The sequence below is a fragment of the Roseiarcus fermentans genome (assembly GCF_003315135.1).
GTDB classification, from domain to species: Bacteria; Pseudomonadota; Alphaproteobacteria; order Rhizobiales; family Beijerinckiaceae; genus Roseiarcus; species Roseiarcus fermentans.
Genome location: NZ_QNRK01000001.1, coordinates 378,666 through 394,866 on the forward strand (window position 1 = coordinate 378,666; position 16,201 = coordinate 394,866).

Below are 16,201 nucleotides of genomic sequence, written 5' to 3' on the forward strand. Positions count from 1 at the left end.
AACCACCCTCCGCCGCATCGGCGAAACGCCCTCCGCTTGTATCGGGGCCCAGCTCATCTATCGTCGGGCGCGTCAACTTTGGGAGCCGACATGCCTCGCGTCCGCGCCAACGGGATCGACATCGCCTACGAGAGCCTCGGACGGGAGGGCGACCCCGCCATTCTGCTGATCCACGGCCTCGCCACGCCGCTCACCGGCTGGCCCGACTCGCTCTGCGACGGCCTCGTCGGGCGCGGGTTCCGGATCGTCCGGTTCGACAACCGCGACATCGGCCGCTCGACCTTCTTTCCCGAACTCGGGGTCCCGGACATCGGCGCGCTGATGACGACCGCGCGGGCCGGCGGGCAGGCGGCTCCGCCCTATCCGCTCGACGCCATGGCGGCCGACGCCGCGGGTCTCCTCGACGCGCTCGGGATTGCGCGCGCCCACATCGCCGGCCTCTCGATGGGCGGCATGATCGCCCAGCTCGTCGCCCTGAACCACCCGGAGCGGGCCGCGAGCCTCGTCTCGATCATGTCCACCACCGGGCGGCGCGGTCTCGAGCCGGCGAAGCCGGAAGCCATGCGCGCGCTCATGGCCGTGCCCGCGAGCGCGAGTCGCGCCGACCGGCTGGCGACCGCGGTCGCGGCCGTCAGGGCGATCAGCGGCTCCGGCTTCCCGCAGACCGAGGCGGAGCTCGCCGCCTATGTCGGGCGAAGCATCGACTATACCCCGTTCGATCCGCCCGCGGCGGCGCGCCACATGGCGGCGATCGTCGCCGCGCCGCCGCGCCACGAGCGGCTGAACGGACTCCGCCTGCCGGCGCTCGTCCTGCACGGCTCGGAGGACCCGGTCATTCCGCCCGCGCACGGCGAGGACACGGCGCTGAGCATTCCCGGCGCGCGGCTCGTGATCGTCCCCGGCATGGGCCACGACCTCAAGGAGGCGATGATGCCGACGTGGATCGACGCGATCGGCGATTTTGCGAACGAGGTCGAGGCGACCCGGGCGTGACGAGCGAACCGGCGGCGGTCGCGCCGGTCTCGTTGCCTGCCGCGCCCGCGGCTCGTAGAACGAGAGAGCCGGGACGGAGCGTTCTCGGCCGCGGGAAGCGGGAGATCCGCATTGCGCAATCGACCGAAGTCCATCCGCCCGTCCCGGCGTGAGTCCGCCATCGCGTCGAAGGCCGCTTGCGCTGGGGCCCCGCATCGGCCCGCGGCCGGAACGACCGGCGGCCTCGCCGCTTTCGTCGCCCAGGCGCCGAACGCGATGGCGATGTTCGATCGCGACATGCGCTACGTCGCGGCGAGCCCGAAATGGCTAGCCAGGCACGGGCTTCAGGCGTGCCCGGCCGGCCGCAGCCACTACGAGGACCTTCCCAATTTCCCCGAAGCCTGGAAGGCCGCGCATCGGCGCTCTCTCGCCGGCGCGATCGAAGCCGCGGAAGAGCAGCGGTTGGTCGACGCGGACGGTCGCGCCTGCTGGGTCAGATGGCTGACCCGCCCGTGGCGCGACGGAGCGGGAGAGATCAGCGGCATCGTCATCGCCGGCGAAGAGGTCACCGACCGGGTCGAGGCCCAGAAGAGAGCCAGCGATCTCGCGCGCCGCGCGCAGGAGGCGGAACGCCATCTCACGGAGGCTCTCGACGCGATCCCGGAAGGTTTCGCCATCTACGACGCCGACGACCGCCTGCTGGTGGTCAACCGGGCGATGCGCGCGATGTACGGCTTGGGCGACGGCGACCTCACGGGCGCGCGATTCGAGGACCTGCTTCGCGCCGCCGTCGCCAGGGGAATCGTCGGCCACGCGGTGACGGACACGGAGGCGTGGGTCCGCGAGCGGCTGGAGCGGCATCGCAAACCCTGCGGCGCCGTCGAGCTTCGGCTCCTCGACGGGCGCTGGCTGCTCGGCGAAGAGCGCCGCACGCCCGACGGCGGCGTGGTCGCGATCCGGACCGACATCACCGAACTCAAGACGCGCCAGGGGGAACTGGCGCAGAAGAACGCGCTTCTCGAGACCACGCTCCTGAACATCGGCGAGGGGATCGCGGTTTTCGACGCAAACCGCAAGCTTCTGGTCGGAAACAACGATCTCGTCGCCCGGCTGCTCGACGCGCCGCCGGAGCTCGTCCGGCCCGGCGCCGCGCTCGACGACCTCGTGCGCCTGCGCGCCGAGCGCGGCGGCGACGGCGAGATCGGCTTCCCGTCGCTGGTCGACGCTCCGGCGGGGGCGTCCGGCAAGGGCGGGCCTTTGACCACGAGGGGCCGTGTCCCCGACGGCCGAACGATCGAGACCCGCGCCAACGCCATGCCGGACGGCGGAATCGTTCTCGTGTTCCGCGACGTGACCGATCTCGCCGACCGCGAGGCCAGGCTCGCCGAGGTTCAGCGCGAAATCGTGGTTCGCCAGGAAGCCGAGCGCCAGCGCATCGCGCGCGAACTGCACGACAGCCTCGGGCAGTATCTGGCGGCGATCACCATCAGGATCGGGCTCCTGACCCGGATCGCGGCCGACGAACCGCCGCTCCTGTCCGGCCTCGCCGACCTCAAGGACCTGACGGCGACGGTCGCGGCGGAGGTGACCCGTCTCGCGTGGGAATTGCGGCCGATCGCGCTCGACGACATCGGGCTCGAAGCGGCGTTGCGGCGCCTGGCGGACGAATGGGAGCGGACCTCCGGGCTGCATTTCGATCTTCATCTGGACCTCGACCGGCGGCTGTCGAACGAGGTCGAGACCACCCTCTACCGGGCCCTGCAGGAGGGGATCACCAATGTCGTCAAGCACGCCGGGGCCAGGACCGTCGGCGTGATCCTGAAGGCGTCGGCGCACGACGTGTTCATGGTCGTCGAGGACGACGGGATCGGCTTCGACCCCGAGCGCGTCGGGCAGGCGACGGCGCCGCGCCTCGGTCTGCTCGGCATTCGGGAACGGCTCGCGGCGATCGGGGGAAGCGTGGAAATCGAATCCCGGCCGGGCAAGGGGACGACCCTGATCATGCGCGCCCCTGTCGACCGTCCGGCCGCCTCGTAGCGGGGTTCCCGGACGAGCGGCGTCCGGCGCTCGAAACTCCCGCCTTTACGGCTGTCATATCCCTCGCTTAAGCTCGGCTGAAGCCGCCGCGAGGGCGGCCATGAAGCGCGAGGATTGCCCATGACCATCGCCGTCGGTGAAAGCCTGCCCAACGTGACGCTCACCCTCGTGACCGCGGACGGGCCGAAGCCCGTGCAGACCAAGGATTATTTCGCCGGCAAGACCATCGTCCTGTTCGGCCTGCCGGGCGCCTTCACCCCGACCTGCCACAAGAACCACCTGCCGGGCTTCCTCGCCAACGAGGCCGCGCTCAAGGCCAAGGGCGTCGACATCATCGCCATGACCTCCGTCAACGATCCGTTCGTGCTCGCCGCCTGGGCCGACGCCAGCGGCGCCAAGGGGCACATCGAGTTCCTCGCCGACGGCAGCGCGGCGTTCGCCAAGGCCGCCGGCCTCGACCTCGACCTGACCGAGCGCGGCATGGGCGTGCGCTCGACCCGCTATTCGATGTACGTCGTCGACGGCGTGGTCAAGGAGCTGAACATCGAGCCGAACCCGGGCGCGGCCGACGTCTCGGGCGCCGAGCATATACTTGAACAGATCAAGTAGGCGCGGGAGGGGAAGGGCGAGAGCCGCCGTGGCTCGCCCTCCCCTCTATCTCAGGATCTCGATCATCAGCACCCACGCGCTCACGACCACGGCGCCGAGGCCGATGATGTCGCCGGCGGCGATCCAGAACAGTCCGGCGTGCGCGTTTCCGATCAGGAGCGCGCCGCCGACGAGAAAGGCGAGGCAGTAGCCGGCGCTCGTCGCGAACCGGACGAGCCGCTCGGCCGCGGTCGCGTCCGTCCGCGCCGACCAGGTCCGGATCTGGATCCAGACCGGCGTGACGACCATGACGACGCCGAGCGCCAGGATCTGCGCGCCGAGCAGCGCCGCGGGCTGCTCGGGGACGAGCATCAGCCCTGTCGCGGCGATCGCGCCGACCGGCCCGACCAACGCCTCCGCCGCCCGGCCGGGCAGGCTGGCGATCGAGAGAATGCGGCTCAGGTTGATCGAGATGGCGACGACGACGAAGCCGGTCAGGGCGGCGAGGGCGCCAAGCTCGGCAGTGAAGAAATTGGCCCATTCCGGAGCGAGCGGCATGGGCTATCGCATGACGCCCGTGTGCCCGAGCGAATAGCGCCCGGGTTGCGGCCACACCGTCAGCCCGTGCGGCATGCCGCCGACGGGAATCGTCTTCACCGAGCCGTCGTCGGTGTCGAAGGCGTAGATGACGCCGTCGTAGCGGCCCGACAGCCACAGCCATTTGCCGTCGGCGGAAATATTGCCCATGTCCGGGCTGCCGCCGCCGGGAATGGTCCAGGTCGCGAGCACCCGCGGGCTCGTCATGTCGACCACGCTGACGCTGCCTTGCCCGTTGCGGACCCCGGCGATGTTGTGCGTGCCGCGGTTCGACACGTAGAGCTTCGTCCCGTCGCGCGACGGGTAGAGCCCGTGCGCGCCGACGCCGGTCTTGATGAAGCCGATCTCACGGAAAGAATCGCCCGCGACCAGCACCAGCCCGTCCTTGAGCAGGTCGGCGACGAAGAACACCGAGCCGTCGGGCGAGACTCGGATGTCCTGCGGCATGCCGCCCGGGGTCAGCGCCAGCATGCCGGCGAGCGTGTGATGGACGAGGTCGATCTTGGCGAGCGCGTCGCCGAATTCGCAGGTGAAGATCGCGTAGGAGCCGTCGGGCGCGAAGTCGGCGTGGTTGATCCCCGGGCAGCGCGGCGTCGCGATGTACCCCTGTAAAGCCATGGTGTGCGGATCGCGGAACTCGAGCCGGCGCATCGCTTCGGCGACCATGATCGCCGACCGGCCGTCGGGGGTGAAGTAGAGGTTGTAGGAATCCGGCACGTCGATGGGCTTGCCGACCTTGCCGGTCTTCGGGTCGATCGGCGCCACGTCGGCGTGGCCGCCGCGATAGGAGAGGTCGCCCGACACCCAGAGCGTCTGCAGGTCCCACGACGGTACGATGTGCTGCGGGCTCGGGATGGCGTCGAGGCTGTCGATCACCTTGAACGTGTCGGGGTCGATCACGTCGACCTTGCCGGTGATGAGATTGGGCGAATAGACCCGCGACAATTGTCCGGCGACGGCGGGGCTGAACATGCCCGCGCCGGCGCCGGCGTAGACGTTCTTCGGGTCGACCGGCGCCGGCGTCGACAGGGTGGCGGCGGGAAGATCCATCGGCTGCGGCGCGCCGAGCTGATACGAAGCGAGCCGAACGAAGTCGCCCTCCGTCCGCCCCTGCTCGACGAATCCGCCGCAGAGCGACGCGCACAGCGCCGGGTTGGCGCAGGCGGTCGGAATCGTGAACGATTGCGCGGTGTCGACGGCCGAATCCGACCCCAGGACCGCAATCGCCAAGGCCAGGATCGACCCCCCGATCCACGCGCGCTGCCGTTTCATGACGCCCCGTTTCTCGCCTCGACGCCGGCGCCGCCGAATCGCCCGGCCTTTCTTGCCCCGCCGCAGATGACTGGCCGATGAACGGGCTCGCTACGCGATTGGTTTCGCTTGCACAAGCCCGCCGGCCGCGCCCGGGCCGGCCGCTCGCGAGCGATGGGAAACGAGAGGGTTCGCGAACAACGGAGGAGTCGCGGAAGGACCCCTGGGAATTCGTTCTGATGAAAAGAATTTATTAAGCCATTAATTTTATAAAACCGTATGTTCCTGATATGTTCCCGATGCTGGACATATCGGGAATTTCCGCATGGCCCTCTCCACCGACTCTGCTTTCTGCATCAGGCTGATAAAGAACGAGATTGTGCTGGGCTCAGCCGGACCGCTGGCCCGTCGCTATGCGAAGGACGGATGCTGGGAAGTCGATCGACTCGACCGGCGGTCGATGGCCGCGCTGTTGGCCTACGCTTGCGATACGCGAGGGCTGGACCCAGACGGTTGCGCCGAAGTGATCCACGAGGCCGCCGGGCTGATCGGACGCGACGACGACGGGGTAAGAGCGCGCTTGCAAAGCTTGCCATTGCGCGCGGCCGTGAGCAAAGACGAAGCGCAACTCGCTTTCGGCTTGGTTCGGAAGGGTGTCTCCGGCCCCCAACTCGCGACGGCTGTCCGGCGCGCGAAGCTTGGACTCGGCGAGACGCCGCCGTTCTGCGATCGGCTGACTCTGTGCGACCAAGGCGTGGTCCTGGGCCGCGGAACGGTCATCGCTCCGCTCTTCGAAGTGCAAAGCGGTTGGTTCGGCCTGAAGGTTGAAGGCCGAGCGGGAGAAATACGCACGCTCCTGTCAATCGCGGGCGGCGCGCTGGCGCCCACCGACGTCGTCGATCGTCTGAACAGCGTTTCTGCGGCCCTGCAGCGCGGGGACAAAGCTCTTGCAGAAGTCGGGTTGGCTCTCGTCGGTCAGCCCGCTTTGGCCGGCCGTGCGGCGGCCGAGGCGCTCGACAAGGCGGCCGCCGCGCTGCACGCCGGCGTTGATCCGCGCGTCTTGATGAAGGCGCGCGGGATCGCGGCGCCGGCGGAAAAGGCCAGTCCGGACGATCCGAAGCATCCGGGATGGCCGAAGGGTGAACCGAACGGGCGGGGCGGCCAGTTCCGCCCCAAGACAGCAGACGATAATTCCAGCGGCCCGTCGGATAGGGAGAAGCCGCGCTCTAGCCGTCAAATGACGGTGGCTTCGGCTCAGGTTATCAAATCTTCCATTCGCGGCCTGCTGGCGGTCGCGGAATCTGAGCCTGATCCTCGCGTCAAAATAGCCGCCCTGCTTGTGGAAGTCGCCATCGATGTCTACCCTTACGTAAGCGCCTACTTTGATCCGCCGAAGTCGCTGGAAGAGTTGCAGGCGGCGGCGCAATCGCCCCGCCAGGACGGCTACGACGATCACCATATCGTGGAGCAGGCGACGGCGAATCCCGACGGCAGCGAAGAAGAGCGAATGGATTCGCCAGACAATTTGGTGCGAATTCCGACTGTCAAACATTGGGAATTGAACAGATGGTATCAGAGGCGGAATGATGATGATTTCGGTGGGGTGACGCCTCGGCAATATGTGGCGGGGACCAACTGGGAAGAGCGGCGACGTGTTGGACTCATTGGATTGCGAACGATCGGAGTATTGAAATGAGCGACACAGACTATACGACGCATTCCATAGACGAACTTCTCAGACAGTATGAGAAATCGTGTCTGGTTCAGTACGAAACAGATATAACGGACGATATCGACGCGTACAATCGAGAGTTCCAGGTGCTAACCAACATTAAAGATGAACTGCAGTCGCGCGGGCCTGAAGCGCGCCGGTCCTTGCTGCGTCTGCTTTCTCATGATAACAAGCAAGTGCGCCTTATGGCCGCCAAACAGGTCTTTCCAGTGGCGAGACAGGAGGCCATGGCGTGTTTGCAGGCCTTGGCGGGGGGGCCTTTCCCCGACGACCAGGTTTTTGCCGCCCGGATGACTCTGCATCGCCTGGAAGAGGTCCCCGACTGCCTCGACCATTGACCTTTGTCGCGCCGGCGCCAAAGGCGAGAATGTGTCTGCAGCGCCTCGCAGAGGCTCCGGATTGCCTTGACCATTGATCGTGCGTTGACCATCGCCCCGACCTCGAAGCCGTACGAAGGCCGCGCCGATCGGGACCATGATGTGGCCGGCGGCGACACCGGGTCGCGGATTATGCTGGAATTTGATATATGGCAAAATAAGTCTTGTGATATAACGAAAACGCGCGTACTGTCGTCCTCATGCCGCTCTGCGCCGCCGCGCTCCCGCCGAATCTCGTCGCCGCCGCTCGTTGGCGATCCGCGCGCGTCCTTGGCCGGGCGCGCGAGACTCCGCGCCGCGGCGGCGGGACCCGCAGGGACAAAACGGGGATTCAAGCCGGGCGCCGAAGAGCGCCGTCATCGCGAGCGAAGCGACGCGATCCAGGGGCCGCTGGGCCGCTGTTGCGGCCCCTGGATCGCCACGTCGCTTCGCGCCTCGCGATGACGACATGGGAGCCGATGCCGGCCTGGAAGGTGCATTCGCCCGGACATTCCGGCGGAAAGGCTTGAAAAGGTTCAAAACGCGCCCGGGTTTCAGCCTGTCCCCATGCGCCGCGCCTCTGCCTCGGCGCGGGCGGCCGTCCGCTGCGCTCCGATGGCGCCCGCCCGCAGCTTCGCCTATTGTTCCGGCCCATGACCCAGCCCCATCGTCCGCTCGGCCCCGGCGACCACGTCTTTCTCGTCGACGGCTCGTCCTTCGTCTTCCGCGCCTATTACCAGTCGATCCGGCAGGATCAGAAATACAATTACCGCACCGACCGGCTGCCGATCGGCGCGGTGCGGCTGTTCGCCACCAAGATGCTGCAATTCGTCAAGGACGGCGCGGCGGGCATCAAGCCGACCCACCTCGCCATCATCTTCGACAAGTCCGAGAACTCGTTCCGCAAGGACATCTACCCGGAGTACAAGGGCAACCGAAAGGAGCCGCCCGAGGACCTCGTGCCGCAGTTCCCGCTGATGCGCGCGACCGTGCGCGCCTTCGGCATGGTCCCGGTCGAGCAGGACGTCTACGAGGCCGACGATCTCATCGCCACCTACGCCAGACAGGCGCGCGAGCAGGGCGCCGACGTGCTGATCGTCTCGGCCGACAAGGACCTGATGCAGCTGATCGGCCCGGGCGTCGCGATGTACGATCCGGCCTCCGGCGACCGCGACGAGCGGCGCATCGGCGAAGCCGAGGTCGTCGACTATTTCGGGGTCGGGCCGGACAAGGTGGTCGACGTCCAGGCGCTCGCCGGCGATTCGACCGACAACGTGCCGGGCGCGCCGGGCATCGGCGTCAAGACCGCGGCGCAGCTGATCGTCGAGTACGGCGACCTCGAGACGCTGCTCGCCTGCGCCAGCCAGATCAAGCAGCCGAAGCGGCGCGAAGCCCTGACCGCGGCGGAAAACGTCGAGCGGATCCGCATCTCGAAGCAGCTGGTCGCGCTCGTTCGCGACGTTCCGGTCGAGACGCCGCTCGAGGCGCTCGCGACCCCGACGCTCGACGGCCGCGAGCTCGTCGCCTTCTTCAAGGCGATGGAGCTCTCCACCATCACCCGCCGGGTGGCCGAGATGTGCGGCGTCGATGCGGCCGCGATCGAGCCCGACCCGCGCTTCGTCGGGCCCGCCGGATGGCAGGGGCGGGAGGGCGAAGCGCTGCTCGCGCGCGAGCAGGAGGCGGCGGCCGCCCGCGGCCCGGCGCCCGCCGCGCCTTCCGGCGCCGCGACGCCGGCGGCGACGCCGGCCGACCTCGCCCGCGCCCGCGCGGCGGAGGCGCGCGCGCCGGTCGACCGCAGCGGCTACGCGAGGCTCGAGACCCTCGACCAGATCGCAGCCGTCGTGGCGCTCGCCCACGAGACGGGGGTGGTCGCCTTCGACGTCCAGGCGTCGTCGCCCGATCCGATGAAGGCGGAGCTGATCGGCCTCGCGCTTTCGGTCGCCCCTGGGCAGGCCTGCTACCTTCCGTTCGGCCATCGCGCCGGCCCGGACGACCTGTTCGGAAGCGGCGCGCCGGCCGCCGGCCAGCTCGCCGAAGCGGGCGCCCTGGCGCTCCTGAAGCCGCTCCTCGAGGCGCGCGGCGTCGTGAAAGTCGGCCATGACGCGAAATTCGCAATTCAGGTCCTCGCCGGACGCGGCGTGACCGTCGCGCCGATCGACGACACGATGCTCGTCTCCTACGCCCTCGACGGCGGATCGACCGGAGATTCCCACGACCTCGCCGATCTCTCGAAGCGGATCCTCGGCCACGCCCCGATCGCGCTCGCCGATGTCGCGGGCGCCGGCCGCAACGCCGTCGGCATCGCGCGCGCCGACCTCGGCAAGGCCGCCGAATACGCCGCCGAGAAGGTCGACGTGATCCTGCGCCTGTGGCGGGCGCAAAAACCCCGCCTCGCGGCCGAGCGCGTGACGACCGTCTACGAGACTCTGGAGCGGCCGCTGGTTGCGGTTCTGGCGCGTATGGAGCGGCGCGGCGTCGCCATCGACCGCGACATGCTCTCGCGGCTCGCCGGCGACTTCTCGCAGACCATGGCCCGGCTCGAGGACGACATCGCCGGCGTCGTCGGCCAGCCGTTCAATCCCGGCTCGCCCAAGCAGCTCGGCGACATATTGTTCGGGCAGATGGGCCTTCCCGGCGGCAAGAAGACCGCGACCGGCGCCTGGTCGACCACGGCGAGCGTGCTCGAGGACCTCGCCGCCGAAGGTCACGCGCTGCCGGCCAAGGTGCTCGAATGGCGGCAGGTGGCGAAGCTCAAGTCGACCTACGCCGACGCGCTGCCGGGCTATGTCGACGCGGCCTGGCGGGTCCACACCTCCTATGCTCTGGCCGCCACCACCACCGGGCGCCTGTCGTCGTCCGAGCCCAACCTGCAGAACATCCCCGTCAGGACCGAGCTCGGCCGAAAAATCCGCCGCGCCTTCGTGGCGCCGAAGGGGCGGAAGCTGATCTCGGCCGACTACAGCCAGATCGAACTGCGCCTGCTCGCCCACATCGCCGACATCCCGGCGCTGAAAAAAGCCTTCGCCGAGGGGCTCGACATCCACGCGATGACCGCCTCCGAGATGTTCGGGGTCCCGGTCGCCGGCATGGCCCCGGAAATCCGCCGGCGCGCCAAGGCGATCAATTTCGGCATCATCTACGGCATCTCGGCCTTCGGCCTCGCCAACCAGCTCGGCATTGCGCGCGAGGAGGCGGGCGCCTACATCCGAAAGTACTTCGAGCGCTTCCCCGGCATCCGCGACTACATGGAGGCGACCAAGAAGGCCGCGCGCGCCGACGGCTACGTGACCACCATCTTCGGGCGCAAGTGCCACTATCCGCGCATCGGTTCGTCCAACGCCTCGGAGCGCGCCTTCAACGAGCGCGCGGCGATCAACGCGCCGATCCAGGGTTCGGCCGCCGACATCATCCGCCGCGCCATGGTGCGGATGGAGGCGGCGCTCACCAAGGCCGATCTCTCGGCCCAGATGCTGCTGCAGGTGCACGACGAACTGGTGTTCGAGGCGCCCGACGACGAGGTCGAGGCGACGCTGCCGGTGGTGACCCGGGTTATGATCGACGCGCCCGAACCGGCGCTGAAGCTGCACGTGCCGCTGCAGGTCGACGCGCGCGCCGCGCAGAACTGGGAGGAGGCGCATTGAGGCCGGGGCGGCGGCCGCGGGCCGCGATCGCGACGGCAGGGCGAAGGCGAACGCCATCTTGACCGTGGAGTTCGTCGCTTGTAGGTCTCGCGACGGTCGACGAGAGGGGGACGAATTGCGCGCGCTCCGCTCCTATCTTCAAGAGGTCGCCTTCAGCACGTTCTCAATCAGCCTGTCGCGGGCGAAACATGCGGGTTTCCAGCACGAGAAGTATGTCCTTCGACGATTTCTACATGAGTTTCAGATCGATTGTGTATTCGACGTCGGCGCGAACGCCGGCCAGTACGGGCGTCTCCTGAGATCGATCGGCTATCGCGGGCCGATCGTTTCGTTCGAGCCGATCCCGGAGCTGGCGAAGGCGCTGGAAATCGAGTCCGGCAAAGACGGGAACTGGTCGGTCGAGCCGGTCGCGCTCGACGAGGTCTCGCGCGAGGTCACGTTCAACGTCATGGCCGGCTCCCAATTCAGCTCGATCAAGACGCCGAAGGAGATCGATGCGGATCTGCTGGACGAGGCCAACAGAACCGTGAAGACGATCACGCTCACGACGGCGCTGCTGTCGGAATATTTCGATGAATACAAGAGTAAATATAAATTCTCGCGACCGTTCCTGAAGATTGACGCGCAGGGCGCCGACCTCGCGGTGGCGCGCGGGGCCGGGAGCCGACTGACCGAATTCGTCGGCGTCCAGACCGAGCTTTCGGTTCGACCGATTTACGAGGACCAGCCGCTTCTGTCCGAGGCGCTGGATTTTTTCGATCGGAACGGCTTCGCGGTCTGCGCCTTCCTTCCCACTCACGACCATTTCCCGATCCTGGTCGAAGTCGATTCCATCCTGGTCAACCGCACGAAGCTCGCCGGCGTGGAGCGGCGCCCGTCTTTGCGCGGCTGACCGGCGGCCCCGATCCGTCGAGGCGCGCAAACGCACGCCTCGCCGACATTGCGCCGTCCGGCCTCGGCGACGCCGGCCGCCGCCTCGGCGCCGTTCACCGCGAGCCTTTGCCCCGACTGTCGAGGTCCCCGGCGCCGTCTGGAGTGGCGCGCGCGGCCGGCGGAAGGACGAATCCGGCCGCAGGCGGGTTTTCCGACCTGGACATGGCGCGCGACGGCCGGGCTCCGCCCGGCGCGCCGTCGACCTGGGCCGCTGCGCGCCTCTGTGGCGGCTAGGAATGTCCGACGATCGTCGTGCCTCCCGAGGCGATGGTGAAACTGCTCTGGCTGAACGCGCCCGCGAATTCGAGGGCGACCTGGCTCGCCCCGTTCGACATCGTCAAGGTTCCGATCGTGCCCGTGGCGTTCTCCTGGAAGCTCGAGACCGTCCACGCTCCGGCGAGATCGACGGTGTCTCCTTTCAAGAATCCGCCGATGCTGGAGCCGGCGTAGCCGGCCGGATCGGCGAGATCGAGCGTTCCGCCGACGCCCGAGAAGGCGATCGACTGGCCCGCGGCCAGGGTCGAGTCGAATTCGAGGGTCGCCGCGCCCTGGATGGTCGCCGCGCCTGTCCCCGTGACCGCGCCCTGGAAGTCGAGCGTTCCGGACGACACGAGCAAGCTGTGCGCGTCGTCGAAGGTCGCCGCGATCGCGCTCGTCCCGGCGCCGGTTTTCTCGAACAGACCATTGTTGACGATCATCGACGAAGGCGAGGCGCCGAGCGCGATGCCGCTGTTGTCGATGATGTTCCACGTCCCCGTCGACGCGTTGACGAGCGAAGCGACGTCGCCGGCCGCGTCCCCGAGCGTCACCGATCCTCCGCTTTCGGTCAGCGTCTTGGCGTTGTCGAACGTGGTCGTCCCGCCGATGGTCAGATTGGACACGGCCGTCGTTCCCGCGGCTGTCAGCGTGTGTGCGCCGCCCGCGATCGTCGCGCCCGAGAGGCTCGCGGCGCCGGACAGGGTGAGATTGCCGCCGGAAAGCGTCAGCGTATCGCCCGATCCCGCCGAGAATGTCCCGGCATAGGCCGCGTTTCCTGCTACCGCCACGTTCGCGCCCGCGCCGGCGATCGTCCACTGCGCGGTCTTGAGCGAGGCGCCGGCGGCGAGCGTCGTCGTCCCGCCGGCGGTCACGAGCGCCCCCGCGCCCGTCAAGGCGCCCGCAAGCGTCGTCGTCCCTGAGAGCGTCAGCGTATCGCCGGTCGAAACCGACAGGGTCGAGCCCGCTCCGATCGAAAACCTGCCCTTGTCGGCGAGCGACTCGGACACAGTGAGCGCGGTTCCTGCCCCGCTGATCGAGAACGCCGGCGCGGCGATCACCCCGGCCGAGAGCGTCGCGACGCCGCTCGTCGCCGCAATCGAGGCGATGTGCGAATCTCCGTCGAGCGCGCCGAGGTTCGAGACGATGGTCGGCAAGCTGTCCGAGACGGCGAAACCGCCCACTGTCTTGTCCAGGACGGTCTGATCTGCGGCCCAGGTCGCTTCCGAAACCGTGACCGGTCCCGGGCTCGCCGCAATCGAGGCGATGTGGCCGACGTCGGCCTCGAGCGTGGCGAGCGCAGCCGTTATGTTCGTCGCCGTGTCGGCGATGGCGAGTTGATACGGCGTTCCGTTCTGGTTCGCGAGCTTCCCGATCGCCGTCGCGTCGCTCGACAATTGAGCGACGGAGACTTTGACCGCGCCATTGTTCGCGATCGTGATCGCGCCGATGTGTGCGCCGTTCAGCGCGTTGAGGCCATTGGCGATGTTCGTCGCCGTGTCGGAAATCGCGAGCTGATACGGCGTTCCGTTCTGGTTCGCGAACTTCCCGATCGCGGTTGCGTCGCCGGACGTTTGAGCGACGGAAACCGTGACCGCGCCATTGTCCGAGATCGTGATCGCGCCGACGTGCGCGCCGTTCAGGGCGTTGAGACCCTTCGAGATGTTGGCCGCCGTGTCGGCGATGGCGAGCTGATACGGCGTTCCATTCAGGTTCGCGAACTTGCCGATCGCCGTCGCATCGCTCGAGAGTTGAGCGACGGAAACCGTGACCGCGCCATTGTCCGCGATCGTGATCGCGCCGATGTGCGCGCCGTTGAGGCCGTTGAGACCCTTCGAGACGTTCGCCGCCGTGTCGGAAACGGCGAGCTGATACGGCTTTCCATTCAGGTTCGCGAGCTTGCCGATCGCCGTCGCGTCACTGGACAATTGCGCGACGGAAACCGTGACCGCGCCATTGTCCGAGATCATGATCGCGCTGATGTGCGCAGCGACGTTCAGCGAGTCGAGGTCGCCCGCTATGTGCGCCGCCGTGTCGGCAATGGCGAGCTGATACGGCTTTCCATTCAGGTTCGCGAGCTTGCCGATCGCTGTCGCATCGCTGGACAATTGAGCGATGGAGACCTGGACCGCGGCGTTGTTCGAGATCTTGATCGCGCTGATGTGCGCGGAGGTCAGCGCGTCGAGGCCATTCGAGACGTTGGCCGCCGTGTCGGAAATCGTGAGCTGATACGGCGTTCCGTTCTGGTTCGCGAGCTTTCCGATCGCCGTCGCGTCGCTCGAGAGTTGAGCGACCGAGACCTGGACCGCGCTGTTGTTCGAGATCGTGATGGCGTTGATGTGCGTATCGTTGAGGACGTTGAGACCCGCCGCAATGTTCGCCGCCGTGTCGGAAACGGCGAACCCGCCCGCGATCTTGTCGTAGAGCGCAGTTTGGGCGAGATAATCGGCGACGGTCGCCGGGACGGGCAGCGCGATCACGTCCGTGCCGCCGGCGTACGACTGTGTCAGGAACGTGAAGCCGGAGTAGCTCGCCGCCAGCTTGAGCGTGTCGACGGTCACGCCGTTCTCGGTGACGAGCAACTGGTTCGAGGCGTTGACCGTCGCTCCGTTCGCCGTCACGCCGGCGAGCGCGATCGCATCGGCCAGCCCGAAGCCGCCGATCGTACCCGAGAGACCGGTGGGATTGGCGAGGGTCAGGGTCGCCCCCGCGCCGTGGAAATTGGCGGCGTTGGTCGTCGTCGCGGTCTTGCTGGCCAGAACCAGATTGGCGCCGGCGTCGATCTGCAATGCGCCCGATCCCGTCACGGCGTTGGTCAATGTCAGCGTGCCGCCGGAGGCCTCGATCGTGCCCGCGTTGGAGAAGCTCGTCGCGGTCACCGTTCCGAAGCCGAGGAGCCTCGATCCCGTCGCGTCCGTCAGCGACGCGCCGGCTCCGCTCGATGTGATCTTGCCCCCGCCGAGTTGAATCAGCCCCTGATTCTTGATCGGCGCCGCCGCCGTCGTCCAGTTGCGCCCGGCGAGCAACTGGAATTGCCCGCCCGCGCCGATCGTCAAAAGGGTCTGATCGATCGCGCTGAAGGAACTCGTCGCCGTGTTGTAATCCTCGATCGCAGACCCGGCGCCGCTCAGGATGACGACCGCGTCGTCGGTGACGATCGGCGCGTTGTTGGGAAGCTGCAAGGTCGAGCCGGCGTCGGCTTCGTAGCTTCCTCCGGTCAGCGTTCCGCCCGCGAGGTTGGCGAGCCCCCCGGTGAGCGTGATGACGCCACCGCTCGCGGCCGTCAGCTTGCCGGTGTTGGAGAAGGTCGTCGCGTTGACGACGAAGGTCCCGCCGTCGACGTCGATCGTCGCGGCCGTGAACGCGGCGTTGACGCCGACTGTGGTTGTCCCGCCTGTTTGCGTAAAGACGCCGCCGGCGCCGACGGTGAAGACGGAATAGGCGCCCAGGGTCAACGTGCCGGCGTTGCCGACCGCGCCGTCGACCGTCACCGTCGCCGCATGGCTCGCCGAGCCGTAGACCGCGAAGCCCGCGCCGCTGGCGCTGGTGAGCCCGCCCAGCGTCAGCGTGGTCGCCGCGCTCAGGTTGTTGTAGCCGCTGCCGACCTGCACCGTTCCGGTGTTGGCGAGCGTCCCGTCGATCGTCAGGTTGCCGCCGCCGTCGCCATAGGCCGTGTCGAGATACAGCGCTCCGCTGTTGGTGAAGTCAGCGGTCTCCGTCAGCGATTCGGTCCCGCCGAGGCCGAAGGTCCCGCTGTTGGCGAAGGCGCCGAACGTCAGCGCGTTGGTGTAAGACAGGTTGAAGGTTCCGGCGTTGGCGGTGAAGCCGGCGCCGGTGAA

Annotated in this window: 10 protein-coding genes; 7 read left to right on the forward strand and 3 right to left on the reverse strand. The window is 67.9% G+C overall.

Annotated elements, in window-relative coordinates; translation table 11 throughout:
• The first annotated feature begins 90 nt into the window (after positions 1-90).
• The 3 genes from DFR50_RS01720 to DFR50_RS01730 all read left to right on the forward strand — a co-directional run bounded on the left by DFR50_RS01720 (position 91) and on the right by DFR50_RS01730 (position 3,618).
• Positions 91-993, forward strand: coding sequence for an alpha/beta fold hydrolase (locus tag DFR50_RS01720; protein ID WP_113887438.1), 903 nt, complete (start codon positions 91-93; stop codon positions 991-993).
• 111 nt (positions 994-1,104) lie between these two features.
• The gene (locus DFR50_RS01725) at positions 1,105-3,009 is read left to right on the forward strand and encodes a PAS-domain containing protein (RefSeq protein WP_113887439.1); all 1,905 of its coding nucleotides are present in this window, start codon (positions 1,105-1,107) and stop codon (positions 3,007-3,009) included.
• 120 nt (positions 3,010-3,129) lie between these two features.
• A complete protein-coding gene (locus DFR50_RS01730) occupies positions 3,130-3,618 on the forward strand; it encodes a peroxiredoxin (RefSeq protein ID WP_113887440.1) in 489 nt (162 codons plus the stop codon).
• A gap of 45 nt (positions 3,619-3,663) precedes the next feature.
• Here the strand turns inward: DFR50_RS01730 and DFR50_RS01735 are convergent, their stop codons facing one another.
• Both DFR50_RS01735 and DFR50_RS01740 read right to left on the reverse strand, forming a co-directional pair.
• On the reverse strand, positions 3,664-4,155 hold the full coding sequence (locus DFR50_RS01735; protein ID WP_113887441.1) for a hypothetical protein: 492 nt from the start codon (positions 4,153-4,155) through the stop codon (positions 3,664-3,666).
• Between the two features lie 3 nt (positions 4,156-4,158).
• On the reverse strand, positions 4,159-5,466 hold the full coding sequence (locus tag DFR50_RS01740) for a YncE family protein (protein ID WP_210208777.1): 1,308 nt from the start codon (positions 5,464-5,466) through the stop codon (positions 4,159-4,161).
• Positions 5,467-5,770: 304 nt separating this feature from the next.
• Here DFR50_RS01740 and DFR50_RS01745 point away from each other — a divergent pair, with 304 nt between their 5' ends.
• The 4 genes from DFR50_RS01745 (at position 5,771) to DFR50_RS01765 (ending at position 12,066) form a co-directional block, all read left to right on the forward strand.
• Positions 5,771-7,141: a hypothetical protein gene (locus DFR50_RS01745; RefSeq protein WP_113887442.1), complete on the forward strand. Its 1,371-nt coding sequence runs from the start codon at positions 5,771-5,773 to the stop codon at positions 7,139-7,141.
• On the forward strand, positions 7,138-7,515 hold the full coding sequence (locus DFR50_RS01750) for a DUF2019 domain-containing protein (protein ID WP_113887443.1): 378 nt from the start codon (positions 7,138-7,140) through the stop codon (positions 7,513-7,515). Before DFR50_RS01745 ends, DFR50_RS01750 begins: the two co-directional genes overlap by 4 nt.
• 671 nt (positions 7,516-8,186) lie before the next feature.
• The gene (gene polA, locus DFR50_RS01760) at positions 8,187-11,174 is read left to right on the forward strand and encodes a DNA polymerase I (protein ID WP_113887445.1); all 2,988 of its coding nucleotides are present in this window, start codon (positions 8,187-8,189) and stop codon (positions 11,172-11,174) included.
• Positions 11,175-11,289: 115 nt separating this feature from the next.
• A complete protein-coding gene (locus tag DFR50_RS01765; RefSeq protein ID WP_170152998.1) occupies positions 11,290-12,066 on the forward strand; it encodes an FkbM family methyltransferase in 777 nt (258 codons plus the stop codon).
• A gap of 271 nt (positions 12,067-12,337) precedes the next feature.
• Here the strand turns inward: DFR50_RS01765 and DFR50_RS31830 are convergent.
• On the reverse strand, positions 12,338-16,201 hold a 3,864-nt coding region (locus tag DFR50_RS31830), incomplete at its 5' end, for a beta strand repeat-containing protein (RefSeq protein WP_170152999.1).